This is a genomic window from Candidatus Omnitrophota bacterium (assembly GCA_013791745.1).
GTDB lineage: Bacteria > CG03 > CG03 > CG03 > CG03 > CG03.
The window spans coordinates 1-25620 of record VMTH01000149.1; the positions used below are offsets into that span (position 1 = coordinate 1).

General features: G+C 49.4%; 25 protein-coding genes. 18 read left to right on the forward strand and 7 right to left on the reverse strand.

What is annotated here, in order from left to right:
• The first annotated feature begins 844 nt into the window (after positions 1 to 844).
• The 18 genes from FP827_07015 to FP827_07100 all read left to right on the forward strand — a co-directional run bounded on the left by FP827_07015 (position 845) and on the right by FP827_07100 (position 19768).
• Positions 845 to 1213, forward strand: a complete 369-nt coding sequence (locus FP827_07015) for a type II toxin-antitoxin system RelE/ParE family toxin (GenBank protein ID MBA3052818.1) — start codon at positions 845 to 847, stop codon at positions 1211 to 1213.
• Positions 1210 to 1506: a helix-turn-helix transcriptional regulator gene (locus FP827_07020; protein MBA3052819.1), complete on the forward strand. Its 297-nt coding sequence runs from the start codon at positions 1210 to 1212 to the stop codon at positions 1504 to 1506. The genes FP827_07015 and FP827_07020 overlap by 4 nt, the downstream gene beginning before the upstream one ends.
• A 37-nt stretch (positions 1507 to 1543) precedes the next feature.
• On the forward strand, positions 1544 to 3385 hold the full coding sequence (locus tag FP827_07025; protein ID MBA3052820.1) for a hypothetical protein: 1842 nt from the start codon (positions 1544 to 1546) through the stop codon (positions 3383 to 3385).
• Between the two features lie 239 nt (positions 3386 to 3624).
• Positions 3625 to 4068: a PilZ domain-containing protein gene (locus FP827_07030; GenBank protein ID MBA3052821.1), complete on the forward strand. Its 444-nt coding sequence runs from the start codon at positions 3625 to 3627 to the stop codon at positions 4066 to 4068.
• On the forward strand, positions 4043 to 5755 hold the full coding sequence (mutL, locus tag FP827_07035; protein ID MBA3052822.1) for a DNA mismatch repair endonuclease MutL: 1713 nt from the start codon (positions 4043 to 4045) through the stop codon (positions 5753 to 5755). Before FP827_07030 ends, mutL begins: the two co-directional genes overlap by 26 nt.
• Positions 5752 to 7593: a tRNA uridine-5-carboxymethylaminomethyl(34) synthesis enzyme MnmG gene (gene mnmG, locus FP827_07040; GenBank protein ID MBA3052823.1), complete on the forward strand. Its 1842-nt coding sequence runs from the start codon at positions 5752 to 5754 to the stop codon at positions 7591 to 7593. Before mutL ends, mnmG begins: the two co-directional genes overlap by 4 nt.
• Complete coding sequence (locus FP827_07045) at positions 7590 to 9710, forward strand: HAMP domain-containing protein (protein ID MBA3052824.1); 2121 nt, start codon at positions 7590 to 7592, stop codon at positions 9708 to 9710. The genes mnmG and FP827_07045 overlap by 4 nt, the downstream gene beginning before the upstream one ends.
• Entirely contained in the window at positions 9704 to 10969 is a 1266-nt protein-coding gene (locus tag FP827_07050; protein ID MBA3052825.1) for a hypothetical protein, read from the forward strand. The genes FP827_07045 and FP827_07050 overlap by 7 nt, the downstream gene beginning before the upstream one ends.
• Positions 10970 to 11045: 76 nt before the next feature.
• A complete protein-coding gene (locus tag FP827_07055) occupies positions 11046 to 11726 on the forward strand; it encodes a peptidoglycan DD-metalloendopeptidase family protein (GenBank protein MBA3052826.1) in 681 nt (226 codons plus the stop codon).
• A 3-nt stretch (positions 11727 to 11729) separates the two neighbouring features.
• Entirely contained in the window at positions 11730 to 12563 is an 834-nt protein-coding gene (locus FP827_07060; protein MBA3052827.1) for a sigma-70 family RNA polymerase sigma factor, read from the forward strand.
• Positions 12564 to 12584: 21 nt separating this feature from the next.
• On the forward strand, positions 12585 to 13103 hold the full coding sequence (locus FP827_07065; GenBank protein ID MBA3052828.1) for an adenine phosphoribosyltransferase: 519 nt from the start codon (positions 12585 to 12587) through the stop codon (positions 13101 to 13103).
• Complete coding sequence (locus FP827_07070; protein MBA3052829.1) at positions 13104 to 13904, forward strand: LpxI family protein; 801 nt, start codon at positions 13104 to 13106, stop codon at positions 13902 to 13904. It abuts the gene before it with no gap.
• Entirely contained in the window at positions 13883 to 14995 is a 1113-nt protein-coding gene (locus FP827_07075; protein ID MBA3052830.1) for a hypothetical protein, read from the forward strand. Before FP827_07070 ends, FP827_07075 begins: the two co-directional genes overlap by 22 nt.
• Entirely contained in the window at positions 14992 to 16734 is a 1743-nt protein-coding gene (locus FP827_07080) for an ABC transporter ATP-binding protein (protein MBA3052831.1), read from the forward strand. Before FP827_07075 ends, FP827_07080 begins: the two co-directional genes overlap by 4 nt.
• Positions 16734 to 17795: an iron-containing alcohol dehydrogenase family protein gene (locus FP827_07085; protein MBA3052832.1), complete on the forward strand. Its 1062-nt coding sequence runs from the start codon at positions 16734 to 16736 to the stop codon at positions 17793 to 17795. Before FP827_07080 ends, FP827_07085 begins: the two co-directional genes overlap by 1 nt.
• 29 nt (positions 17796 to 17824) lie before the next feature.
• Positions 17825 to 18343: an RNA polymerase sigma factor gene (locus tag FP827_07090; GenBank protein MBA3052833.1), complete on the forward strand. Its 519-nt coding sequence runs from the start codon at positions 17825 to 17827 to the stop codon at positions 18341 to 18343.
• Entirely contained in the window at positions 18333 to 18767 is a 435-nt protein-coding gene (locus tag FP827_07095) for a hypothetical protein (GenBank protein MBA3052834.1), read from the forward strand. The genes FP827_07090 and FP827_07095 overlap by 11 nt, the downstream gene beginning before the upstream one ends.
• Before the next feature lie 14 nt (positions 18768 to 18781).
• The gene (locus FP827_07100; GenBank protein ID MBA3052835.1) at positions 18782 to 19768 is read left to right on the forward strand and encodes a hypothetical protein; all 987 of its coding nucleotides are present in this window, start codon (positions 18782 to 18784) and stop codon (positions 19766 to 19768) included.
• Here FP827_07100 and FP827_07105 read toward each other — a convergent pair.
• From FP827_07105 to tilS, 7 genes are all read right to left on the reverse strand, one after another.
• Positions 19749 to 20018 (reverse strand): hypothetical protein, encoded by a 270-nt coding sequence (locus tag FP827_07105; protein MBA3052836.1) that lies wholly within the window; start codon positions 20016 to 20018, stop codon positions 19749 to 19751. The genes FP827_07100 and FP827_07105 overlap by 20 nt on opposite strands.
• Positions 20015 to 20725 (reverse strand): pyridoxine 5'-phosphate synthase, encoded by a 711-nt coding sequence (locus FP827_07110; GenBank protein MBA3052837.1) that lies wholly within the window; start codon positions 20723 to 20725, stop codon positions 20015 to 20017. Before FP827_07110 ends, FP827_07105 begins: the two co-directional genes overlap by 4 nt.
• An 85-nt stretch (positions 20726 to 20810) precedes the next feature.
• Complete coding sequence (locus FP827_07115; GenBank protein ID MBA3052838.1) at positions 20811 to 21599, reverse strand: TIGR00159 family protein; 789 nt, start codon at positions 21597 to 21599, stop codon at positions 20811 to 20813.
• Positions 21592 to 22158 carry a GTP cyclohydrolase I FolE gene (gene folE, locus FP827_07120; GenBank protein ID MBA3052839.1) on the reverse strand — a complete coding sequence of 189 codons (567 nt, stop codon included), beginning with the start codon at positions 22156 to 22158 and terminating at the stop codon, positions 21592 to 21594. Before folE ends, FP827_07115 begins: the two co-directional genes overlap by 8 nt.
• Positions 22136 to 24073 (reverse strand): ATP-dependent metallopeptidase FtsH/Yme1/Tma family protein, encoded by a 1938-nt coding sequence (locus FP827_07125; protein MBA3052840.1) that lies wholly within the window; start codon positions 24071 to 24073, stop codon positions 22136 to 22138. Before FP827_07125 ends, folE begins: the two co-directional genes overlap by 23 nt.
• Complete coding sequence (gene hpt / locus FP827_07130) at positions 24070 to 24618, reverse strand: hypoxanthine phosphoribosyltransferase (GenBank protein MBA3052841.1); 549 nt, start codon at positions 24616 to 24618, stop codon at positions 24070 to 24072. The genes FP827_07125 and hpt overlap by 4 nt, the downstream gene beginning before the upstream one ends.
• Complete coding sequence (gene tilS, locus FP827_07135) at positions 24615 to 25583, reverse strand: tRNA lysidine(34) synthetase TilS (GenBank protein MBA3052842.1); 969 nt, start codon at positions 25581 to 25583, stop codon at positions 24615 to 24617. The genes hpt and tilS overlap by 4 nt, the downstream gene beginning before the upstream one ends.
• Positions 25584 to 25620 lie beyond the last annotated feature (37 nt).

A 25620-nucleotide genomic window follows, 5' to 3' on the forward strand; every position in this document is an offset into this window, starting at 1 on the left:
AATAGACCTTTTTATAGAAGCGCTAAACCTTTTCCACTTCATAAAATAGAAGATAAAAAATTGGCTAAATTCATAATTAACAGATTTAAAATGAACAGGAAAAATATTTTACCGGCATTAACAAATCAAATCATAATAACTTGCGAATCTCATCCGTACTATGTCCAATATCTTTGTCATATTTTATGGGAAAAAGCTATTGATAAAAAAACAATTACAGCCAAAGACCTTGTTGAGTGCTTAAATACACTTTTACTGCGGGAATCATCTACGTTTGAAGCTACTTGGGATTTGTTAACCGTTAAGCAAAAACAGGTTCTTACTGCATTAGCTTTAACAGGTAAAGACGATAAAGTATTTTCTGCTGCTTATCTTCGAAAGCATAAACTTGGATCGGCTTCTTCTGTGCAAAGAACTGTTGAAAGCCTGATTGAAAAAGATTTGATTGATAAAAGTGGAGGGTATCATTCAATCATAGATGTAATATTTAAAAAATGGATAATTACGCACAACGCATAACTCTAACCTGCATTATTATAGGAATGCCTGAACGACATAAAGGTTTTAATAATACCGTCGGGGGGACTTTACGGGCTTGAGAACAGCGAGAAGTTCAGATTCGCTCTGGCGGCATTTGCGGATAAAGGCGGGACGATCGTATGCTTTACCCAGCAGAGGGGAGGGCGGTATAGCGCCCTCCCCTGGGGCGAGGTCGAGGGCTACGGCTGGGAGGAGGATGACGGCTGTTACTGGTCGGCGGCAAATATGAGATGGAGAAGGGCGGAAAAATCGCTTTCTTCCGCAGCTATTGACAATACATTAAAATTGATGTATTATTGCATTGATGAAAAAATATGAATTAATATTTTATGTCACCAAACGGGGGGAATCGCCTGTTGATGATTTCTTAGATTCTTTATCAATAAAAGCCCGCGCGAAAGTTATGTCATTTATTGCTCTGCTGGAAGAAAAAGGGCCAAATTTAAGACGCCCTTATACGGGTATTTTAAAGGAAGGGATCAGAGAACTCAGAATACAGCTCTCGCCCAATCATTATAGGTTGCTTTATTTTTTCTTTCTGCGGAACAGGATTATCTTTACCAATGGATTAATAAAAAAGACAGATAAAGTTTCTGAAGAGGAAATTAAAAAAGCCAAAAGAAGAAAAAACGATTTTGTAGCACGGTATAAAGGAGGTGAATTCAAATTATGAAAAAGTTCAAAGTGAGAAAATTTAGAGATCGTTTGAAAGAAGAACTAAAGTCTGGAGAATTTTCTGTTGAATTCAAAAAAGAATATGATTTAGTAAAATTGGGAGTGACTCTGGTGGAACTGCGGAAAGCCCAGGGGTTAACTCAACGGCAGCTTGCCAAACTAATACACACCAGTCAGCAGGCTATTTCTAAATTAGAGAATGCGGAGGGCTCCGGCTGTAATATCAGCACATTAACTAAAATTGCAGCGGCTACAAATACGCATTTAAAATTATCTTTTTCTGCAATTTGAATTTGTTTGTGAAAAAGCAACAACGCTTAAAACGACGATGGCCATTTTTGTAAAAATTTTATTTTTTCTGATACCGGTCGCGGCGCTGCCTTTTCTGAACGATTCTTTCGCTTTGCCCAAAGCCATCCTTCTCTGGATGTTTATTCCGCTTTTTTTTGCCGCGGACAGCTTCGCCGCGGACAGAGAGGAGTCTCCGGTTTATTGTTTACCCGTGCTCTATTTTATGCTTTCGCTTTTTTCAATATATCCCGCGCTCAGTTTTACAGGGCTTTACAGATATTATTTCAGCGGCCTTTTCTCGCTTTTAGCGGGCGTAGCGCTTTTCAGGATTTTAAGAAATTTCCCGCAGGCCGCTGTAAAAAAACAGCTGGGTTTTCTGCTTTTCTCGGCACTTTTAACCTGCGCGGCTGTTTTTGCCGGGGGAGGGGGAAGGATCTCTTCCACCTTCGGCAATCCCAATTTTTACGGCGGCGTACTGGCGGCGGTCTCGCCCTACGCTCTTTATTTTTCGATTTCAAAGCCGGGCTATATCATTCATTTCATGTTTTTCGCGATAGCTCTTTTAATGACTCATTCCCGCGCCTCGTGGGTGGGGGTGTCCGCCGGGATTATATTTTTTATTTTCTGCGCGGGCAAAAAACACGGCTTGTCCGTGATGAAAAGGGCCGCCGCGCCTAAGGCGGCGGACTTGAAAGCCGCGCGGAATGTTCTGGCGGCTCTGGCGCTGATCATAGCGGGGGCGTTTATAAGTTCGCCGCGCTTTTCGGGAGATATCGTCAGGAGAGCCGTTTCCATCTTTGATCTATCGGAAGCCGATATCGTCTCAAGGTTTGAGGGTTATGCGGCAAGCCTGGCTATGTTCGCCGATAAACCGCTTTTCGGCCACGGGCCGGAAAGTTTTTCAATCCTTTTCCGTTCTCACGCGCCGGTTTCTTTTATCCGTCAGACAGGCGGCCTCGCGCATGCGGGATACAGTCACTGCTGGCCGCTGCAGATCCTCACCGAAACGGGCCTGGCCGGATTCGGCGCATGGTTTTTGCTGATATTTGTTCTGATCAAAAAAGCGATAGCATCAAAAGAGCTGTTTAAAAAAGCTGCGGGGGCCTCGGTGATAGCTTATGCCGTCACAAATCTTTTCGCTTTTCCGTCTATTACCGAGCTGCTCATTTTCTGGTTTTCCGCGGCCGTGATATACGGTCCGCGGCAGGTGCCGCCCTTGGCCGGGAATATTTTCACGCGCAAAGGAAGATTGTTCGCCGCTGCCGCCTCTTTTTTGATCTTGTTGGCGCCGCTTGTTTCCGAGATATTTTTTGTCAAAGCCGTCAAGTCTCCCGATAACGAGAAGGCTTATGCCCTGTTTCGCCGCGCGGCTTTCTTCCTGCCTGCGGATTATCATCTGATGAACGCGGGGAAAAGGTGTATTCTGATTTATAATAATACGAATTTGCCTTTATGGCTTGACCGGGGGGATTATTTTTTTGAAAAGCTGGCGAAAAAAAATCCGCGCCACGCGCTGGCTTTGAATGGACTGGGCGTGTCCGCCAGAGAAAAATTAGAGTTGTACAAAGATAAAAAGTACGCCGGTATCGCTGAAACTTTTTTTAAGAAAGCCATAGAGAATGACCCTTATCTGAAAGCGGCGCGTCTCAATCTCGCGCTCCTTCTTGAAAAAGAAGGCCGTTTCGCGCAGGCCCTCGGTCAGTATGAACAAGCCCTGGAAATTTACAGAGATGACCAGCAGATGCTTTTCAATTCCGGCGTCGTCAGCGTTAACGCCGGAAATCCGAAAAAAGCCCTTGAGTTCTGGTACAGGCTCAGGGAGATAAATCCCGGCTACGGGAAACTCGGTGAATATATAAAGCAGGCCGAAGCGCTTTAATATTCTGCGCTGTCACCGAAAAGAGCGTTTTCGCTAGACGGAAAATTTTTAACGGATAAAAAATCTAAAATTCCGCAACTCGTCCGCCGAAGACGGACTCAGACACGCGGAATTTTTTTACGATTTTTTCTCCTAAATTTTCCTATATCGCTCTAAAGCTGCTTTTCGGGGACATTTATAGATCGGCGGCTGTTGACGGCGGGCGTAAATAACGGTAAAATACGGCAGGAGAAAAATAAATGGCAGAAAGAAGGATACACCTTAGATTTCCGACCTTATCGGTTATAAAAACCGTTGAGATAAGCAGTTCCGACGGTAAGACGAACATACCCGCCATAATGTGCGATGTGTCAGTTGGCGGGATGGCCATGATCACTTTTCTGCCGCTGCCTGAAAATTCCGATATAGTGCTGGATTTGAAGATGCCGGATATCAATCTCAGAAAAGTCACAGCGAGAATAGTGCGTGTCGATGAGAAAAACGGCACTTTTCTGATAGCTCTCGAATTCCGCTCTCTGGATAATACGGTTAAGAAAAAAATAAACGCTATGGCTCTTGACTGGCAGAAATGCGAGGAGAGGCAAGCGGTCGGCGAAAAGACGGAATGCCGGCATTGCGCGTATTACAATCTCTGCAATAAAGAAGCGAAAAAAAAGCATGCCGCGAATCAATGTTCTGCCTGAAGAGGTCAGAAATTATATTTCCTGCGGTGAGGTCATAGAATCACCGGCTTCCGTTGTAAAAGAATTAGTTGAGAACGCCCTTGACGCCGGAGCTGACAGGATAGACGTAAAAGCGCTTGAGGCGGGACTGGGTTTCATAAGCGTGACGGACAACGGTTCCGGCATGGATTTTGAAGACCTGAAGCTCTCGCTCGAACCTTTTGCCACAAGCAAGATCAAAGTAAAAAACGATATTTCATCGGTGCAGTCGCTGGGCTTCAGGGGTGAGGCGCTGGCGTCAATCGCCAATGTCGCTGCCGTTAAGATATTTTCCTCCACGGGCTCCACGGGCGCTGTGATTTTAAGCGAAGGCGGCAGAGAGATAGATCACAGGGAGTTTTCCTGCCCCAGGGGAACCACCGTTGAGGTGAGAAAACTTTTTTTTAACGCTCCTGTACGAAAGAGATTCCTTAAAAGCCCTAAATACATGAACGGCGAGATCCTGAGAGTCGTGAGGGAATACGCGCTTTCCCGGCCGGAAATTGTTTTTTCGCTCAGGATAGACGATAAAAATTATTTTGACGATCTTTCGTCGTCCGACGACGAGAAAGAGAGGGTGAGGAAGATCTTCGGCTTTGAAAACGCCGATTACGCGGCTCTGGAAAACCCCATGATGGGCCTGCGCTGTTTTGCCTATCCTGAGGATTACAAGTCCTCCCGAAGGTTTCAGTTTATTTTTGTCAACAGAAGGCCTATAAGCAATGCCGCTTTTCTCAAGGCGGCGGAGAACGCTTTTGAGGGCTATCTGCCGCGGGGAAAGCATCCCCCTCTTTTTATTTATCTGACCGCGGCCAGCGGGCTCATAGATGTCAATGTACATCCGGCTAAAAGAGAGATAAGGTTTCAGAGCCCCCGCGCTTTTTATCAGATGGTCTATGATGTCCTGAGGAACAAATATTCCAGGAATCAGTCGGCCGTTTATCCTCTGGCGAGCGGGACTGACACCACCTCGGAGCTTTTACCGCGCGGTGCAGAGGGTTCATCGGATATTCCCTCCGCATCGCTTTTTGAAAACGGGGCTGTTAAAGAATCCGTCGCCCCCGAACCGTTTCCGGGTACACCAGTCGGCCCGCGTTGGGACAGTTTCCGCTATGTCGGAAAATCGCACGGGAAGTTCCTTATTTTTTCAACTTTTGACGCCTTACACATAATGGATTTTCACGCAGCCGCCGAAAGGATAAATTACGAAAAGATAAAACAAAAAATAAAACAGGGCAATGTCGCTTCCCAGAAACTCCTTGTCCAGATAGAGGTGAAACTTTCCACCGATGAAGCCGCTGCCCTTCAGGACAACAGCGATATTCTTATCAAACTCGGCCTGGCGCTGAAATATTACAGCGGCAGTGTTTTTATAAGCGCCGTTCCCGCGGGTTTTACCGGCAGCGAAAAAGATATGCTCGAGAAAATAAGCGCATGTCTCCTTGAGGGCAAAAAGCATCATGATATCTTTGAAAGTCTCGCGGATCGCGCCGTGAAGATCATTGCCTGCCACATGTCTTTCCGCGCAGGTGACGACATAAAGCCCCATGACGCCGAGACTTTGATACAGGAACTGAAAAAATGCTCCGAGCCGCTGAGATGCCCTCACGGGCGACCGGTGATGTTCAGTATTCCGGTTTCAAAAATAGATTCAATCCTCCGTCGATGAAACTCAAATCTTTCTCGGATATAAAATGCGTTGTGGTCGGCGGCGGCCACGCAGGATGTGAGGCGGCCAGCGCCTCGGCCAGAATGGGTGTGCCCACGCTCCTTATAACAATGCATCTGGACACCATAGGTTACACATCCTGCAATCCCGCTATAGGCGGTGTGTCAAAAGGCCACATTGTTCGTGAGATCGACGCTCTCGGGGGAGTAATGCCGTTGATAACGGATTCAGGACGGATACAGATGAGGATTCTCAATTCATCCCGCGGCGAGGCCGTCAGAAGTTCCCGCGCCCAGATAGACAGGCAGATTTACCGTCAGAATATGAAGAACATGATTGAGAACACGGATAATCTCTATCTTCTTCAGGATGAGGTGATATCCATTGATGCTCATAAGGGCAGGGTCCGCGGCGTGCGGACGCTCAGGGGCCTTTATCAGGGCTGTGGGGCGCTGGTGCTCTGTCCCGGCACTTTTCCAAACGGCATGATGTTCGTGGGCGATGTGAGTTTTGAGGGCGGGCGGTTCGGCGAACCCTCGTCGAAGCTGCTCACCTCTTCCTTGCAAAGCATAGGGCACCGGCTGATGCGTTTTAAAACCGGCACCTGCCCGCGTCTGGACGGCAGGAGTATAAATTTCAAAAAAATGATAATGCAGAAGGGTGACAGGAAAATCCTGCCTTTTTCTATGCGCTTCACGGGGAAGCCGCCGAAACAGATGCCGTGCTATATCACCTACACCAATAAAAAAACGGAAAAAATAGTAGTCAAAAACATAAAGCGGTCAGCTCTTTTTTCGGGCATGATCACAGGAACAAGCGTCAGGTATTGCCCGTCAATAGAGGATAAGTACCGGAAATTTCCGGACAAGGCCCGTCATCAGGTATTCCTTGAGCCTGACGGGGTCAACACAAACGAATATTATCCCAACGGCCTTTCCACATCGCTGCCTTATGAGGTGCAGGAGGATTGTCTGCGTTCCATAGCAGGCCTTGAAAATGTGCGGATACTGCGGCCGGGCTATGCCATAGAGCATGATGTCATAGACAGCACGGAACTGAAGCACAGCCTTGAATCAAAAAAACTCGCAGGGCTTTTTATCGCCGGACAGATAGACGGCACCACCGGTTATGAGGAAGCGGCCGGAGGTGGCCTTATCGCGGGTATCAATGCCGCCTGCTTTATTTCGGACCTGCCTCCTCTGACCCTGCGCCGCTCGGACGCTTATATAGGCGTGCTCATAGACGATCTTGTGACGAAAGGGACCTCCGAACCTTACAGGATGTTTACCGCGCGCGCCGAATACAGGCTGCGCCTGCGCGAGGGGAACACAAAAATCAGGCTTCTGCCCCAGGCCCGGCAATACGGCCTCGTGGATAAGGATGTGATCGCGAAAATGGAGAAATTTAAAAAAGACGTTGAGAGGGCGGTTGAATTCCTTTCGGTAAAAAAGATAGCGTTGAATAAAAAAGAAGGGCACCTTACTCTCAAGGCCGCGCTTTTGCGGGGCGTGAGCCTGGCGTCTCTTAAAAAGCGCTGTTCTTCAGCGAAGATCCCTGATGAGGCTCTTGAAGAGGCCGTCGTGGAACTTCGTTACGGCGGCTATATAGCGAGAATGGAACGGGATATAAAAAAGTACGATTCCCTCAGAGAGATCAAGATACCGCCTGGGCTCTCTTACAAAAGCATTAACGGCCTTTCCACGGAAATAAAACACAAACTGCAGCGCTTTAAACCGGAGGATCTGTATTCCGCGTCCGCGATCTCCGGTGTGACACCGGCCGCGCTGGATGTCCTGATGGTGACGCTCGCGAAATCCGGAAGTTCCCCAAAAGAATGAAAAATATCAGATTCGGGATTTTCGCGAAATACCTCTCAGCTCTGGCGCTTATCTCGCTTGTTCCTCTGCTTCTGATGGGGATACGGCTTATAGATATAAACAGGATAACCCTGAAGCGCATGGTTATGGAAGAGCACATCAGCGCGGCGGCGCTTGCCGCTTATAAAGTGGATAATTATTTTGACAGCCTTTCAAAGAGCCTGACGATTATAACTCAGTCCCATTCTCTCGGAGCTTTTTCGGGGGATCAGCTTCCGCGGACTCTCAGGGCACTGATCAGTTCATCACGGAGCATAGAAAGCGCCGCGCTCGTATCACGCTCGGGAAAAGAAAAGAACAGATTTTACAATCCCGCTCTGGGGCAGGATTCGCCGGCTGTCGATTATTCCCGAAAGGACGAATTTAAGTCCGCTCTTCTCGCTCGTCCCGCCGCGGGAAGCCCTTATATCAGCGCCGGCGGCGTGCGCATAAACGCGGCCTATCCGTTCGGGGACAGCATATTGTTTATCACGGCTTCTCTGGATGAGCTCTTTTCAGAAATCAAAAACACGGGTGTCGGCCGCAGCGGGCGCGTTATTCTAATAGACGGCGAAGGCCGTATATTGGCCTCGGCCGGAGAAGTTTTTGGAAGTGTTCGAGCGCATCCGCTGGTAGCTGATTTTATAAGTTCCCGCGTTTCCGCCGCGAGAGATTTTTTTCTTGACGGCAGAAAAATGTCCGGCGCCTATGTGCCTGCTAAAATCATGGGCTGGGCTGTGATCGTGGAAGAGCCTTATGAGGACGCTTATTATTCGTTATACCTTATGAAGAGAAACGCCGTCCTGTCGCTTCTGGCCGCGGCGAGCGGTGTGCTTCTCATGGCGTTTTTCGCGGCGAAATCCGTGACAAAACCCATGAGAGAACTGATTGAGGCGGCATCGTTCATCGCTTCCGGCGATTTTTCAAGAGGCGTGAAAGTTTCTTCGGGAGATGAGATCGGCGAGCTGGCCGCGACTTTTAATAAAATGAGCGCCAAACTCAAAGAATACAATGAAATGCAGATAGATAGGATAATAGCGGAAAAATCAAAAACAAAAGCGGTTATATTTTCAATTTTCGACGGTCTTATCCTGACTGACTACGACGGGAAGATACTTCTGGCGAATGCCCAGTCTGAACGGATTTTAGGGCTTTCGGGATTGAAGGAAGGCAACCTTATTACTGATTATTTGAAAGATTGCGACGCCGGGCTCAGGGATTTTTTTGAGGAAGTCGCTAAAAACAGGGGCAAAAACATTGTGCGGGAATTTTCTTTCGGGCCTGGACGCACCGGCGTGAGTTTCGCCAAAGCTCAGACGGCATCAGTGCACACGGAAGCGGGCGCGGACCTCGGCACGGTGACAGTTTTCAGAGATATAAGCATTGAAAGGGAATTGGACGGCATGAAGGAATTCTTTATGCAGGCGATAGCGCATGACTTGAGAAATCCGCTGACATCCATCAGCGGTTTTATAGAGCTCATGGGCATAAAAAGCGCGGGCGGGTTGAGCGAAAAACAGAAGCATTATCTTTCAGCCATGGCCAAGGAAACGGAAAGGCTGCAGAGTATGATAAACGATATTCTGGACGCCGCAAGACTTGAAGCCGGAAAGATGAGTCCCGTGATAAAAAGCGTGCCCGTTAATTTTCTCGTCTCAAACGTCATTGAGGGCTTATCGGGCATGGCGGCAAAAAAGGGCGTCGAGCTCAAAAGCGTTATGCCCTCGGAAAGCCCCAGGGTCAACGCTGACGGCGAACTCATACAGAGGGTGATAGTGAATCTGGTAGCAAATGCCGTTAAATTCACCCCTAAAGGCGGAGAAGCGCTGGTGAAAGTCTCCCGGGTCCGGAACGCCGTGCGGGTGGAGGTGCGGGACACCGGGCCGGGGATGCCGAAAGATTCCTGCGAAAAAATATTTGACAAATTCCAGCGCCTTCCGGGTGCTCTTGCCGGAGGCACCGGCATAGGTTTGACGATATCAAGAGAAATAGTGAAAGCGCACTCGGGAAAAATATGGGCGGAATCGGAACCGGGGAAAGGCAGTAATTTTATTTTTGAGATACCGGAAGGCCTGCCGCAATCTGACAGAAAATGCTGAAAAATATTTTTGCCGCTGTTGGTTTTTTTACAGCCGTATTTATTTACGCGGAAGCTGCAAGTGCGCCGGGGCGTGCTGAAAGCGCTTCGTCTGCCTTGGCGGATGCGCCGGGGCGTGAGGTTATCGTTGAAGTAAAGATTCCGCCAGGCACCACCACAGAGATCATCGCTCAAAAATATCTCAAGGAGCCATCCCGTATAAAAGAGCTCCGGAGGCGGAATAAATTTCTGCCTCAAGACGGTAAGGCTGTTGTTCAGAGCCCGTTCGTGAACATACCGAGAGATCTCATGAAAGAAAAAGTGTGCGATACCGCCGCCGTCAGTCCTATTGTGCTGACAAGAAAAGAAAAGGAGATCAGGTGGGAAAAGCTCCAGCCCGGTCGCCGGCTTTTCCCCGGTGATGGGATAATGACTTTATCCGACGGCTCGGCGAGACTTGAATTCCTGGCGGGAGGAAATCTTTTTTTGGCGCCCGACTCGCTGGTTTTTCTCAGTGAAAATGAAGAGCGCCCTGCCGCGAGTTTTCTCGCCGGCAATATCAGCGCGGATGATGTCCGGATGGCCAGCCGCGGGGTGAAAGTGAGTCCCGTCGGTGGGGCTCAGTATAATATAAACACCTCGGCGGATAAGGACGTGCGTTTGAGCGTGCACCGGGGTGAGGTGGATGTCACCGCGCAGAAAAAAACGGTGAAAGTGAAAGAGGGCTTCAGGACTCTTGTGGCTTTTGATTCCGCCCCGGAAGCGCCCGTGCCTTTACCGGAAGCGATAAGTGATCTGAATAATCTGCGCGAACTTGAAGAGGGAGAAAAATATCATTTACAGATAGCTTCGGATGAAAAGTTCAAAGATATAATAAAAGACAAATATATCACGCGGTCGGCGGATGTGAAAGCGGCGCAGCATGCTCTTCCTCCGGGAGGTTATTATTTAAGGGCCGCGCTTCTCTCAGAAGACGGCTTTGAGAGCAAATGGAGCTCTTTTTATTATTTTGTGAGGGGGCCAGAGAGCAGGGATGCGATCAAAGTGGAAGCCATAACCGATATCGGCGACGGCAAGCTGGAGGTGAAGGGATCCTGTCCGGAAATAATAGATGTTGTTATAAACGGCCATCCCGGAAAAACGCTGCCGGGAGACAGGTTCGTATGCGTGTTCAGAGTGGGTGAGGCGGAGCTCTTCACTGTGTTCATCAAGACGGAGTCGGGGTTTTTGTCCAAGCGCTATAAGAGGTCTCCTTCCAATCTCTGGCTGCCGATAGACTGAATGAGAGGCGGATTATTGTCTGATGGCCTTATATTTGATAAAAAAAGGCTGTTGCGTATAAAAATCAGGAGGTGGTTTGTTTTTTGATTCTTTCAGACAGAATTCACGGGAAGGCCTCTGCTGTGTTGTTATTATCCTACTGGCGGGCTGTATTCCTCCGCCGGCGGGCCACAACTGGTATTATGTGAGGAGGGGTGACACGCTCTGGTCCATCGCGCGGAAAAATAAAACGGATTTTTTCTCCCTTGTAAATGCCAATGACATTCAAAATCCTTCGCGCATATATCCCGGCATGAAGTTGAAGGTGCCCGCGGAGGAGAGCGCTGTTTCCGCCAAGAGTCCCGCCGCGTCAAAAAAGCGGCAAAGGGCGTCAAAACCCGCTCAGAGTGCGGATGTTTCCTTTTCCTGGCCGGTCAAAGGCAAGATTGTGGAGCATTTCGGCAAAATCGATCTTGTCCGCTCGCTGGGTATTGTGATAAAAGCGGATTCGCCGGCTGTTAAGGCATCAGCGTCAGGGATAGTCTCTTTTTGCGGCGAAGCGGGGAATTTCGGCGACACCGTTATAATAAAGCACGCGGGCGGTTATCACAGTGTTTACGCTTATCTTGACAGTGTGTCTGTAAAGACCGGCGATACTGTCGCCTCCGGCGCTCTGGTAGGCAATTGCGGCAGCAGTAAAAAACACGGCGGCAGAGTGCTTTATTTTGAGATACGTTTCGGCACGGAAGCTTATGACCCGATGATGTATCTGAACTGAATTATGGAAAAAATTGATTCCGTTAAAATCTACCTCAAGGAAATAGGGGACATCCCCCTGCTTGGTGAAGACGAACTCTCGAAGCTGGTAATACTTTCCCGCACGGGAAATGTCTGGGCGAAACAAAAACTCATAGAGTCGAATCTGAGGCTGGTGGTGTCTATAGCGAAAAAATATCTTCACAGTCAGAAGGTGCTCAGCCTCCTGGATCTTATAGGCGAGGGCACGCTCGGCCTTATGAGGGCGATAGAGAAATACAAGCCCGAATACGGCTACAGATTTTCAACATACGCTTACTGGTGGGTGAAGCAATCCATACAAAAGGCCCTGATGAATCAGATGAAAATGATCTATATCCCCACCTACACCGACACGCACATAAAACAGGCGCTGAAATTTGCGGGCAAGCTCAAGGCGAAACTGCACAGGAATCCGAGCGCTAAGGAACTTGCGAAAGAGATGCGCACATCCGAGGATAAAGTGGAGAAAATACTGGGCAATATTCAGGCATGGGAGAACATCATATCTCTTGATATGCCGATCGACGAGAACGAGGAGATATTCCTTAAAGACATAATCGTGTCGGAAGAAGGCCCGCCCGAGGATATAGCTTCCTGCAACGAAAGAAAAATTTTTCTCGTCAAAGCCCTCAAACGGCTTCTGCCTAGGGAGCAGGACATCCTGCGCTGCCGCAGCGGAATGCACGGCGGAAAGCCGGCCTCTTTGTCAATTCTGGCAAAAAAATATAGAATTACGAGGGAACGCGTGCGTCAGATCGAACGCCGCGCTCTGGAAAAAATGAAAAGTTACCTTCTTGAAGAGGGTGTGGAATTCTGATTTGTGAAAGGGGGATGTTAAATGACGGATCTTAAAAAGTTTATCAGGGGAGTGAAGGATTTTCCCATCAAGGGGATATACTTCTACGACATCACAACGCTTCTGAAAAACCCGACAGCTTTTTGCGCGGCGGTTGACGCCATGGCCTCGCATTACCGCGGCCGGAAAATAGACTATATCGCCTGTATAGAATCGCGCGGTTTTATCTTCGGCGCGGCGCTGGCCTATAAACTGAAAATCGGGATGGTCGTGATACGTAAAAAAGGCAAACTGCCGGCGAAAAAACTCTCAGTGCGTTACAAACTTGAATACGGGTTTGACAGCATAGAAGTGCATGAGGATGCCGTGGTCAAAAACAAAAGATACATCATCCTTGACGACCTTCTCGCCACCGGCGGCACGTCGCTTGCGGCATATAAGCTCCTTAAAAAGAAAAACGCCATAGTGGATTCTTTCGCGTTTCTTATCGAGCTGACCGGCTTGAACGGCAGAAAAAAACTCCCCCCCGGCCCGGAGCTTTTCACAATGCTCCAATACTGAATGGCCCTTATAGGTTTAATAGCGGGCGAAGGGAGTTTTCCGATCCTTGTCGCGGGTCACCTCAGGAAGCAGGGCTATGACCTGAAAATAGCGGCTATACAAAATCACGCGGACGGCAAAATAGAGGAATACGCTTCCTCTTTTATATGGGCGCACATAGGGGAGCTTAAGAAAACCATAGATTTTTTCAAAAGCGCGGGCGTTAAGGAACTTATTCTTGCCGGCCGTGTGCGGCACGCTTCGGTTTTTTCGATCAAACCCGACCTGAAGGCGGTGAAACTGATCGCTTCGCTTAAAGATAAAAGGGCCGCCACAATGCTCAAGGCTGTCTGTGATCTTTTTGAGAAAGAGGGAATAAAGATCCTTTCTTCCGTCGCTCCGCTTGAAAGCCTGCTTTTCAGAGAGAAAGTCTACACCCGCCGCAAACCCTCCAAAAAAGAGCTCAGCAATATAGCGCTGGCGGAATCTGCGGCGAAACTTATAAGCGGGCTTGATATAGGCCAGACAGCGGTTGTAAAAGAAGGGGTTGTCGTGGCGCTCGAGGCGATGGAAGGCACCGATGCGTGTATTTTGCGCTCGGGAGAACTGGCCGGTGCCGGAACGGTTGTCGTCAAAGCCGCCCGGCCCAAACAGGATACCCGTTTTGATGTGCCTGTGATAGGCCTGCGCACCGTCAAAAAGCTCGTGCGTTCGGGGGCATCCGTTCTTGCCGCCGAGGCGGGGTCGGCGCTTTTTTTCGAACAGGAAGAAAGCGTCGCTCTGGCCGATGAACATCACATTTGTATACTTGGAATAAAGTGAGAGTTTTTATTTCAGCCGGTGATTTTTCAGGCGATGTGTTCGCATCGCGTTTGGCAAAAACATTTATAGGGTCCGGCTGGGATGTCTCCTCTGTCGGCGGAGCGGCTCTGCGGGAGGCCGGCGCGGATATAATAGAGGATGTTTCAGGAAGGAACGCCATAGGATTTATAGAGCCGGTCAGAAATATATTTTTTTTCCGGCGTCTCCTCGGCAGGATCAAAGAATTTTGCAAAAGGGATCGCCCCGACGCGGCGGTTATGGTTGATTTCTGGGGTTTTAATTCACAACTTCTGCCTCTTTTTTCCGCCGCGGGCACGCCGGTGTTTTATTATATCTGTCCCCAGATATGGGCGAGCCGCTTCGGGAGGATAAAAAAAATAAAAAAATATGTCAGTAAAGTTTTTCCTGTTTTTCCTTTTGCGGAAAAAATCTATCTTGAAAATGGGGTGAGCGCTCTTTTTCCGGGTCATCCCCTCGCTCAAATGCTGCCGCCGCCGGCATATAACCCCGAATCGCCCTATATAGGGCTGCTCCCCGGTTCCAGAAAAAGCGAATTGGACAGGCATCTGCCGGTTATGGTCAAGGTTGTAAATCTTCTCGGCAGTGAGGGCAACTTCCGTTTCAAATGTTTTAAGGCCCCGTCTCTTCCCAAAGCGCTTTATGCGTCTTTGCCGAATAACTGCGAGCTTCTTGAAGATAAAGATTATTCCCATCGCCAAAACTTGCGCCTGGCGATATCGTCATCCGGCACAGCGTCTTTTGAGAACGCGATGTTGGGCATCCCGACTTTGATCATGTATAAGACATCGTTTGTCTCTTATTTCATCGCCAAACAGATCGTTAAGACAAGATTCATAGGTATGCCTAATATTCTGGCAGGTAAATCCGTGACGCCTGAGCTGATCCAATCGGCCGCGGCTCCTTTCAGGATCTTACGCGAAGTCAGGGGTATGCTTAAAAAAGATAATTTGCTCGGAATTTCCGCCGAGCTCCTTCAATTGAGGCCGTTGCTCGATAAAAAAAACGCGGAAGAGAATATTGTGGGAGAAATAGAAAAGCTGCTGGCTGTCAGGGGCGGGGGGATTTCGTGAAAACAAAAGATATTATGAAAAGGCTGGCGGTGTATCTTAAACCCTATCGTATCCGCTTTGTTGAAGCCCTCCTGTGCATGATCGTCGTGGCCGCCATTAAAAGCGGACGCGTTTATCTGCTCAAGCCCGGCCTCGATAAACTGATCGAGAGCAGGAACGCCAATCTTGTCATACTTTTTTCAGCGGCGCTGATCGTCCTCACCGTAATCCACGCCGTTTTCTCGTACATACAGAATTATCTTCTCGCCTATATCGGGCAGAGGGTTATAATAGATGTGCGCAATGAAACCTACTCTCACATGCAGAACCTTTCGCTGGATTACTACATTAAGAGGACAACGGGGGCTCTTCTTTCACGGCTCACCAATGACATGATGTATGTGCAGAACGCCATAACCTCCGTGCCTGTCAAGCTGATCAGGGACGGGCTCAGCTGCGCGGGCCTGCTTGTCGTTCTTTTCGCGCTCAACTGGCAGTGGACGCTCGCGTCTTTGATCTTCTTCCCGCTGATCATGTTCCCAATCAAATTTTTTGCGCGGAAAATGAGAAAGACCTCCCGTCAGACACAGGAAAAGATGGCCCAGATATACGCTCTCCTGGCCGAGAGGATAAGCGGCATAAAGGTGACGAAAGCCTTTGCCCGCGAAAAAAGGGAAATTGAAAGAATGGAGGAGAGCAACAAGGATTACTTCAATGTCATCATGCGCCTCCTGCGGGCGGAGACGATGCAGAGGCCGGTGCTGGAGATAATCACTTACACGATATCTCTCGTTATAGGCGCTTATGTTATCAACGCCATCTTCAGGGAAACGGTCAGCGTCGGCACGGCTGTCGCTTATCTGGCGGCTCTCATTAATTTTTACGCGCCCATTAAGAGCCTGGCCGATCTGAACAAGATGCTCCAGTCCTCATTGTCGGCCTCGGAAAGGATCTTCCGCGTTCTTGACGCCGATATAACTGTAAAAGAAAAACCCGGAGCTAAGGATTTCACAGGTCTGAAAAACAGCATCAGCTTTGAGAATGTCTCTTTTTCTTATTTCGCTGATGGCGACGGCGACAGAGCGCTGAAAAACATAAATCTGCAGATAAAAAAAGGTTCTATTTGCGCGCTCGTTGGTTCTTCCGGCGGCGGAAAAACAACAATAGCCAATCTCATACCCCGTTTTTTCGATCCGACAGAGGGGAGGATTGCGATAGACGGCGCGGATATCAGGGATTTTAAACTTGCCCAGATCCGGCGCAGCATAGGAATCGTATCACAGGACATTATGCTGTTCAGGGACAGCGTCAGGAATAACATATCTTACGGAGTCGATAACGCGAGCGAGGAGGATGTTATCCGCGCCGCGAAGCTGGCTAACGCCTATGATTTTATTCGGGAGATGCCGCTGGGTTTTGATACTATCATAGGAGAAAGAGGGGCGACGCTTTCCGGCGGCCAGGCTCAGCGTATATGCATAGCCAGGGCGGTTATTATGGATCCGCCCATCCTTATACTCGACGAAGCGACTTCGGCGCTGGACACGGAATCTGAAATGCAGATCCAGAAAGCTCTTGACGCCATTGTGACCACCAGGACCACGGTTGTCATAGCGCACAGGCTTTCTACCGTGCGCCGGGCGGATAATATAGCGGTGATCTCCTCCGGAGAGGTGGTGGAGAGCGGGCGGCACGATGAACTCCTGAAAAAGAACGGTTATTACAGCCGGCTTTATAACATCCAGTTTAAGATCCAGTGATGAACATTTCGATTCTGCCCGGAAAAATCATTCAGTGCAAAACAGGGGACCTGGCTCAAGCCCTGAACGACGAGGGGAAAAGATGTTTTATAATAGGGCCGAAAGATGTTCATGAAATTCACGGGTCACTGATAAACGGGGCGCTCGGGAAAAGAGCGAAAATATATGCCGGATTCAATGGCGAGTGCTGTGAAACTGAGATCTCCCGGCTCGCTGCCGGGGTAAAGACCCACAAAAGTGATTTTATCTTTGCTTTCGGCGGCGGCAAGGCGATGGACGCTTCCAAAAGTGCAGCCGCAAAAACCGGCTGCCGGCTCGTAGCTGTTCCGACCTCCGGTTCGACCTGCGCGGCTTTCACGCCTCACAGCGTTATTTACGGCGAGCAGGGTAATTTTTTGAAAGAGGACAGACATCTTAAATGCCCCGATACGCTGATTCTCGCGGAGGAGATACTCTGCTCGGCTCCGAGGCGGCTGCTTTTTGCGGGTATCGCGGATGCCTGCGCGAAATATTATGAATTCACATTTAACGGCGGCGCAGACAGCAGTGTGGCCGCGATGGCCCGTGATATGCTGAAACGCTTTTTTATGGGCGTTCCCGCAGTTAAAAATTCCACCGACAGGGGAACGGTTCTTTCGCTGAGCCGTCTTTGTATAATCAACACAGGGCTTATAAGCACGCTGGGCGGCGCCGATTTCAGGGCCAGCACCGCCCACGCTCTGGCAAACGGTTTTACACAGGTTTTTCCCGATTCGCGCGAACTCGCCCGCCCTCTCCACGGCGAACTGGTTGGCGCCGGTATTCTTGCCTGTCTTTTTGTACTGAACCGCATAGATGAACTTGTGATGCTGCGGCAACTTTTTTCCGATTGCGGTATTTTTGAGGAATTCGCCTCCTGCGGGAAATTAGATAAGGACATATTTGAAACCGCCTCACGTTTTGCCGTCAAAAGCGAAGGGCGGTTCAGGGAATTAAAGATAAACGCCTCTGACCTGACCGCCGCGCTCAATTCTGTTAAACTCGACAGCGCCGCTGTCGGGGATATTCATCCGGGAGTGTAACAAAAGCGCCTCATGCGGCGTCTAACATTATGGAAGAGAAAGAATTCATAGAAAGATTAAAAAAGGGGGATGAGGATGCCTACAGGGAGTTTATGGCGCTTTATAAAAACGCTGTTTACCGCATCATCCATTCTTTTTCGGGAATGGCTCCGGAAATTGACGATATCGCCCAGGATGTGTTTATCGCGGTATTCAGAAAAATCCATAAATTCCGCGGCAATTCCTCTCTTTCCACATGGCTTTACCGCGTTACGATCAATAAATGCAAGGATTACCTCAGGAAGAGGAGAACTGACACGGTGGAGTTGAGCGACAGTATGATCTCGCCGGGCGCGGATGTTCCAGAAACGCTATTGAACGAGGCCCGGGCCCGCAACCTGCTGGCGCAGCTCCCGGAGAAATTCAGGAGCGTTGTGATACTCCGTGAGATAGAGGCCATGTCATATGATGATATAGCCCGGACGCTTAAGATCCCTCTGGGCCGGGTGAAGATAATGCTATTCAGAGCGAGAAAAAAAATGAAGGAGGCCGCGTTAAATGGAATGTAAAAAATGCCTTTCGCTTTTAGGCGTATTCAAAGACGGCGAGCTGAGCGGCGATGCTGCCTCTCCGGTAAAAAGCCATATTGAAACATGTCCGGCCTGTTCCGCGGAACTGGAGGCCCTCTACGCCCTATCGGAGCTCATAACTTCCATTAAAGCGCCCCCGGCCCCCGACGGCTTTGAAGATAATGTCATAAGAGCCATGAGGAAACCCGTGCGCCAATTCTCATTCATCCCGTCATTCCGTCCGGCTTTTTTTTACCGCCCGGCGATGGCAATGGCCGTTCTTGCATTGCTCGTTGTCACCGGAGTTTTTTACGCGCGTAAAAATACCGCGCCGGACGAGTCGTATGCGCAGCTTCTCATAAGCGACGCTGAATTGAGAGAGTTTGACAGCGATATACTGGACATCTTTTACGGCGAGATTTAAGGAAGCAAGAAGCAATGGCTACGGAACCGTCCCCATTACTCTACTCTATGAAAAATAAAGCGGTTATACTTTTCTCAGGCGGTCTGGACTCGTCGCTCGCCGCGAAGCTCACGGAAGATATCTTCGATCTTTCGGGCGTTGTTTTTTCCACGCCCTTTTCGCGGGCGAAAAAAGAGGTGTTTGCCCTGGCTGAAAAGATGTCACTTCCGCTGAAGCACATTTTTCTCGGCGAGGAATATTTTGAAATTATTCTTAAGCCTAAATTCGGTATGGGCAAGGGGATGAATCCCTGCCTGGACTGTCACATAATGATGCTAAAAAAAGCGAAATTATATGCCATAGAGCTGGGCGCGGAATTTTTAATAACCGGTGAGGTGCTGGCGCAGAGGATGATGTCTCAGAAGATCGGAGATCTTTTTAAAGCCGAGAAAGAGACCGCGCTGGAAGGCAGGATCATCAGGCCGTTGTGCGGAGCGCTCCTGCCGCCAACGGAAGCCGAGAAAAAAGGGATCATTAAAAGAGACGAGATGTTTTCCGTTTCAGGCAAAAGCCGTAAAACACAGTTTGAGCTGGCGGAAAAATACGCCCTCAGCGGCTTTGCCACACCCGCCGGCGGATGCGTGCTCACTGATAAAATTTTTTCAAAAAGAATAAAAGACGCCGTCATCCACGGCGAACTCGATCTTTTGAGGAGCCGTCATCTTATGACGGGCCGACATTTTCGTCTTGAAAAAGGATCCAAGCTCGTGATCGCCCGTAAGGCTTCAGAAGATAAATTCCTCTCGGACAATGCCGTCGGCCTCATAAGGATACTGCCTTCAGGGGCTCCCGGCCCCGGGGCGCTTCTGTCGGATATGCGCGACATTGATCTGGCGCTTTCCATAATCGCCAGATACAGCGGCAAGACGCATGAATTTATCATCCGCACTGCCGGGGAAGCGGACATTGTGCGAAAAGCCGAAGCCGCGGACGAGGAAACCGTCAGAAAATATCTGGTCTGAGAAGGCCTTCTTCTATGAGCTCGTTTGTGTCTTTGGCCTCTCTGCCTTTTGATTCAAAAAAAGTTTTTCGCGCTTTTTCGATAAGCCGCTCTTTGAGCGCTTTTTCCTTTGCCTCTATCTCTTCAAGGGATGGCCGGGTGATCCCCGCTTGAGGCAGTAATTGGATCTCTGTTTTTCTGCGTTTTGCGTAGAAACTGAGCCACCACAGGAGAGCTATGAGAATAAAGAGCAGCCAGCTGCGTTTTTTCATACGAGGAGTTTTTTCATGTCCCTGACGGCCTTGTCAAGACCGGCGAAAAGAGCGTAGGCGATAATGCTGTGGCCTATATTGAGTTCGTTCATTCCCTTTATGCGCGCTATCGCGGTTGTGTTCTCGTAATCCAGCCCGTGCCCCGCGTTAAGGAGCAGGCCCTGTGACAGGGCAAAAGCGGAAGCTTTTTTTATGCCCAGCAGTTCCTTCGCTCTCGCGGCTCCCCGCAGATTGGCGTATGAGCCTGTGTGGAGCTCCACCGCGTCGGCCCCGAGTTTTTTTGACAGGGCTATAGCCTTTTCGTTTGCTTCTATAAATAGGCTGACCCTGATGCCTTTTTTGTTGAACAGAGGGATGATCTTTTTGAGGCGCCTTTCGTTTTTGAAGACATCAAGGCCGCCTTCCGTCGTGAGCTCTTTTCGTTTTTCCGGCACGATGCACACATCCGCCGGAGCGAGTTTAAGGGCGAAGTCCGTTATCCAGGGGCTCGGCGCCAGTTCAAGATTGAGTTTTGTTTTTATGTTTTTCTTTATGAGAATGCAGTCTTTCTCCTGTATGTGCCGCCTGTCCTCGCGCAGATGTATGGTGATGCCGTCGGCGCCGGCTTTTTCGCATATGAGAGCCGCCTGCAAAGGGTCGGGGTAGGCCGTAAAACGCGACTGTCTTATCGCGGCGACATGGTCCACATTGACACCGAGCGACGGCATTACTTTATACCGACGATATATCTGACATACAGCCACAGCAGCACGGCGATGAGCCCGGCGGTGATTTTTAAGTATGATTTTTTGTTCATGGTGCCGAGTCAAACTCTTTGACCCTGTAAAGGGCGACGAGTTCTTTTTTCAGTTCCTCGCTTGAGATATTCCTTGTGAGTTTTCCCGCGCGGGCAAGTGAGATGGAGGAAGTTTCCTCGGATAAGACGATTGCCCATGCGTCCGACACCTCGCTGATTCCCACCGCGGCTCTGTGCCGCGTGCCCAGGATGCGCGAGGCTATTTCCTCCATCGTCAGGGGCATTATGCAGGAAGCCGCCAGCAGCCTGTTTCCTTTTATAACCACAGCCCCGTCATGCAGGGGGCTTGCGGGATTGAATATCGAGAGCATCAGCTCCGACGAAACTTCACCGTCTATTTTAATGCCCGTTTCCGTGTAATTTTTCATTCCCATGTTAAGTTCTATGACGATGAGGGCGCCCCATCCTTTTTTTTGAGCGTTTTCCATGGTTTCGATAATGGCGTTGATCCAGTCCGGTTTTATGCGGAACAGGAATCCCGCGACTTTTCCGCTGCCGAGTTTGGCCAGAAGAAAGCGCAGCTCCGGCTGAAAGACTATGACGATCGCCACCATTCCCACAACCCACGCGCCCGAAAGGAGCCAGGACAGTGTGGTGAGTTTCAGAAGTTTTGAAAAAACTGTCAGAAAAACGAGGATGACAATACCTTTGAAAATCGCTATGGCCCTGGTGCCCTTCAAGAGGGAGAGGATGTAGTATATGATAACCGCCGTTATAAGGATATCGGCGGCATGGCTCAAATAGCCGAGCCACACATTCCATGACAGGGGCAGATAATCAGCCATTTTTGATGAGAGTCATCGCTTCGGAGCGGACTTTCGCGTCTGCCATAAAGATCCCGCGCAGGGCGGAAGTCGTCATCTTCGTGCCGGGTTTTTTAATTCCGCGCATGGTCATGCAAAGATGCTCGGCTTCTATTATCACCATCACGCCCAGAGGTTTGAGGGAGCCGTTGATCGTGTCGGCTATCTGCTGGGTCAGCCGTTCCTGTATCTGGAGGCGCCGCGCGAAAATATCCACAAGCCGCGGTATTTTGCTAAGCCCCAGGAGCGCCCTGTCTTTTGGGATATAGGCCACATGCGCCTTGCCGAAGAAGGGAAGGATGTGGTGCTCGCAGAGAGAATGGAAGGGGATGTCCCTCACGAGGATTATCTCACTGTACCTCTCACTTTTATAGACGGTGCTGAGAATTTTTTCCGGTGATTTTACGGAATAGCCCGAGAGCAGCTCCTCGTACATGTTCGCCACTCTTTTGGGCGTTTTTTTCAGGCCTTCCCGCGAAGGGTCTTCTCCGGCGGCTTCCAATATGAGTTTTACGGCCTCACACAGTTTCTTTTTGTTCATCGTCTTTTTTTATCCTTTCCGCGTTGTTTTTTGTTTCAGGGTCCGTTTCTTTTGCTGTCTCATCCGGGGAGTTTTTCATCTCCGGGGCCGCGTTTTCGCTTTTCGCCGGGGGCGACGCTAACGGCGCCAGCTCCTCGCCTTTCATGATCTTATCAAGATCCTCCGCGTTAAGCATTTCCCTTTTTTCAAGCTCTTCCGCGATCGCGTCAAGATATTTTCTGTTTTTAGTCAGAGCGTTTTCGGCGTCCCGCTCGGCTTTTATGATTATATTCCTGATCTCTTCATCTATGATCTGCTTCATCTTTTCGCTCACCCGCGAACCTTTGGAAATATCCATGCCGAGAAAAACCGACTCCTGCGAATCCTTGAACACCGCCGGCCCCACACGTGAGCTCATGCCGTATTGCGTGACCATGCTGTGGGCGATCTCGGTGGCTTTTTCAAGATCATTGCTGGCGCCGGTGGAGAGCTGTTTGAAGATTATTTTTTCCGCCGCCCGCCCTCCGAGCAGTGTTTTTATTTTATTGATGAGCTCGTCTTTCGAGGCGATGAATCTGTCTTCAAGGGGCAGCTGCAGGGTGTAGCCGAGCGCCGGCCCGCGGGGGATTATGGAAACCTTGTGCACGGTGTCGCCGTCGGGCATGAGCTTTGCCACAAGAGCGTGACCCGATTCGTGATAGCAGATGATCTTTTTCTCACTGTCGCGCATCACTCGGCTTTTTTTCTCCGGTCCCGCCAGAACGCGGTCTATCGCCTCTTCAAGGTCTATCATCTCAACACTTTCCTTGTTTTTCCTGGCCGCCAGCAGTGCCGATTCATTTATTATATTGGCGAGGTCGCTGCCGACAAAACCGGGAGTTCTGCGCGCTACTATTTCCAGGTTTATGTCTTTGTTCATTTTAATTTTTTTAGCGTGCACATCGAGGATGTCTTCCCGTTCTTTGATGTTCGGTTTGGGTATGTGGATGTGACGGTCAAAGCGTCCGGGCCTAAGCAGCGCAGGGTCAAGAATGTCAGGCCTGTTTGTGGCGGCGATGACGATCACGTTTGTGTTGGGTTCAAAGCCGTCCATTCCCACAAGGAGCTGGTTCAGTGTCTGTTCCCGTTCATCGTGACCGCCGCCGAGTCCCGCGCCTCTGTGCCTGCCCACGGCGTCTATCTCATCGACAAAGATAACTGCGGGGGCGCTGGCTTTGGCCATCTGGAAGAGATCCCTGACACGGCTCGCTCCGACACCCACGAACATTTCCACGAATTCGCTGCCCGATGCGGAAAAGAACGGCACCTTGGCTTCTCCCGCTATGGCCCGGGCCAGGAGCGTTTTTCCCGTGCCGGGTTCGCCGTAAAGAATAACGCCCTTGGGTATGCGTCCTCCGAGTTTTTGGAATTTTTCGGGGTTTTTCAGGAAGGATATCACCTCCACCAGCTCGTCTTTCACCTCGTCGCATCCGGCCACGTCGGCGAAAGTCGTTTCCACTTTGACGGCATTCTGCGCGCGGCTTTTGCCGAAGGAAAATATCTGTTTTGAGCCGCCGCTCATTTTAGTGGCGAAAATAAACCACGCGAGTATGAAAAGCAGGATGGGCCCGAAGCTGAAAAGCAGGTTGCCCAGCCATTTGCCTCCGGTTTTCCCCGCATAATCAACCCCGTTCGCCTGCATGTCTTTTATCAGATCTTTGTCGTCGAGATAAGGGGTTTTGAAACTGACGCTTTTCCCGTCCGCGCGGTAGTCGCCCTTTATCGTTTCGTCTTTTACTATTTCAACGGAGATGATTTTACCCGCCTCCAGAAGAGTGCGGAACTTGTTGTAGCTTATCTGCTCGTCGGATACCTTGGTTGTCTGGCTGTAGTTGAGGTAGAGCACGATCGCCGCCAGCAGCACCCAGAAAGACAGCCCCACATTTCTCTTTTTCATTTCTGGCTCCTGTAGATTTCCGATTTCAGCACGCCTATGTAGGGAAGGTGCCTGTAAATCTGGGCATAATCAAGCCCGTAACCCACGCAATATTTATTCGGGATAACGAATCCGGTGTAATCAATGTCTATTTTTTTCAGTCTGCATTCCTTTTTATCCAGCAGCACGCATATTTTCAGTGATTTGGGCTTTCTTGTGAGAAGATTCCTTTTCAGATAAGAGAGCGTCAGGCCCGTATCCACGATGTCTTCTATGATAAGAACGTCTTTCCCCACGATGGATTCGCGCAAATCCATCAAAAGCCGCACGACGCCCGATGATTCGGTGGAGTCAGCGTAAGACGATACGCTTATGAAATCCAGCACGGGTGAGAATTCAAGTTCCCTGATGAGGTCGCACAGAAACACAACGCTTCCCTTGAGAACCGAGACAAGTATCGGCCTTTTCCCTTTGTAATCTTTATTGAGGATATTCGCCAGCTGTTTCACTTTTTTCTTTATTTCAGCCTCGGAAATCAATATCTCTTTTATGTCCTGATGTTTCATGTTTTTCTCCGCTTATGCAATTTGCCTTTTCTCACCGTTAAATCCATGTCCCGCAGTTCAAAGACTCCGCCTTTTCCCGAACTTATAAATCCGTCAATTTTGTCTATGTAACGGGAATTCACTTTTCTGCCGAGGAATTCCGCCAAAAAGCACTTCCTCAAAAACTTATTATAGCTCAAATAGACGCTATTATCAAGTTTTCCGTTTCGGGATTTTTTTTCAAGTTCTTCCGATGCCGTTTTAACGAGAGCGTTTAAATCTTCCGCCTGGCTTTCAAGGGCGGAAAGGTGTTTCAAAACGCTTTTTCCAAAGCGTTTTTTTATAAAGGGTATTAAATCGCGCCTTATTCTGTTCCGGAGAAATTTCCTGTCTTTGTTGGATTCGTCAGTCATAAAAGGCAGTTTTGACGCTGCAAGGAATTTTTTAAGCTCATCTCTTTCAAAATCAAGCAATGGCCTGGTGACAGGTACACCGAATATTTTTGTTTTTCTCGCTATTCCGTAAAATGAGGAGATCCCGCCTCCGCGGAAGAGTTTCAGGAAAAAGGTTTCCGTGTTGTCGGAGAGCGTGTGCCCTGTGAAAATAGTCTCAAATCCGCGTTTTTTACAGATCTCGCCGAGCAGTTTATAACGCGCTTCCCGCGCGCAGTCCTCCAGCGATTTTCCGGATCGTGCTGCGGCGGCGACGTCAAAACTTTTTGTGTAGAAAGGTATCTTGAATTTTTTCGCGAGGTTTTTTACAAACGCTTTTTCATCGCCGGCGGCATTTCGCAGTCTATGGTCTATGTAAGCTGCCGCGATTTTATTCTTCAGTTTTGATGCCAGCGCCAGCATGGCTATGGAATCGCTGCCGCCGGATACGGCAAGAAGGATTTTTTCTCCGCGAGCGGCGATGTTGTTTTCTTTGCAGGAGGCGAGAAATTTCAGAACTGTCTGTTTTTCAAAGTTTATTTTTTTATTTTTCATCAATTTCCCGGTTAATAATGGTAGCGGTGCAGGGACT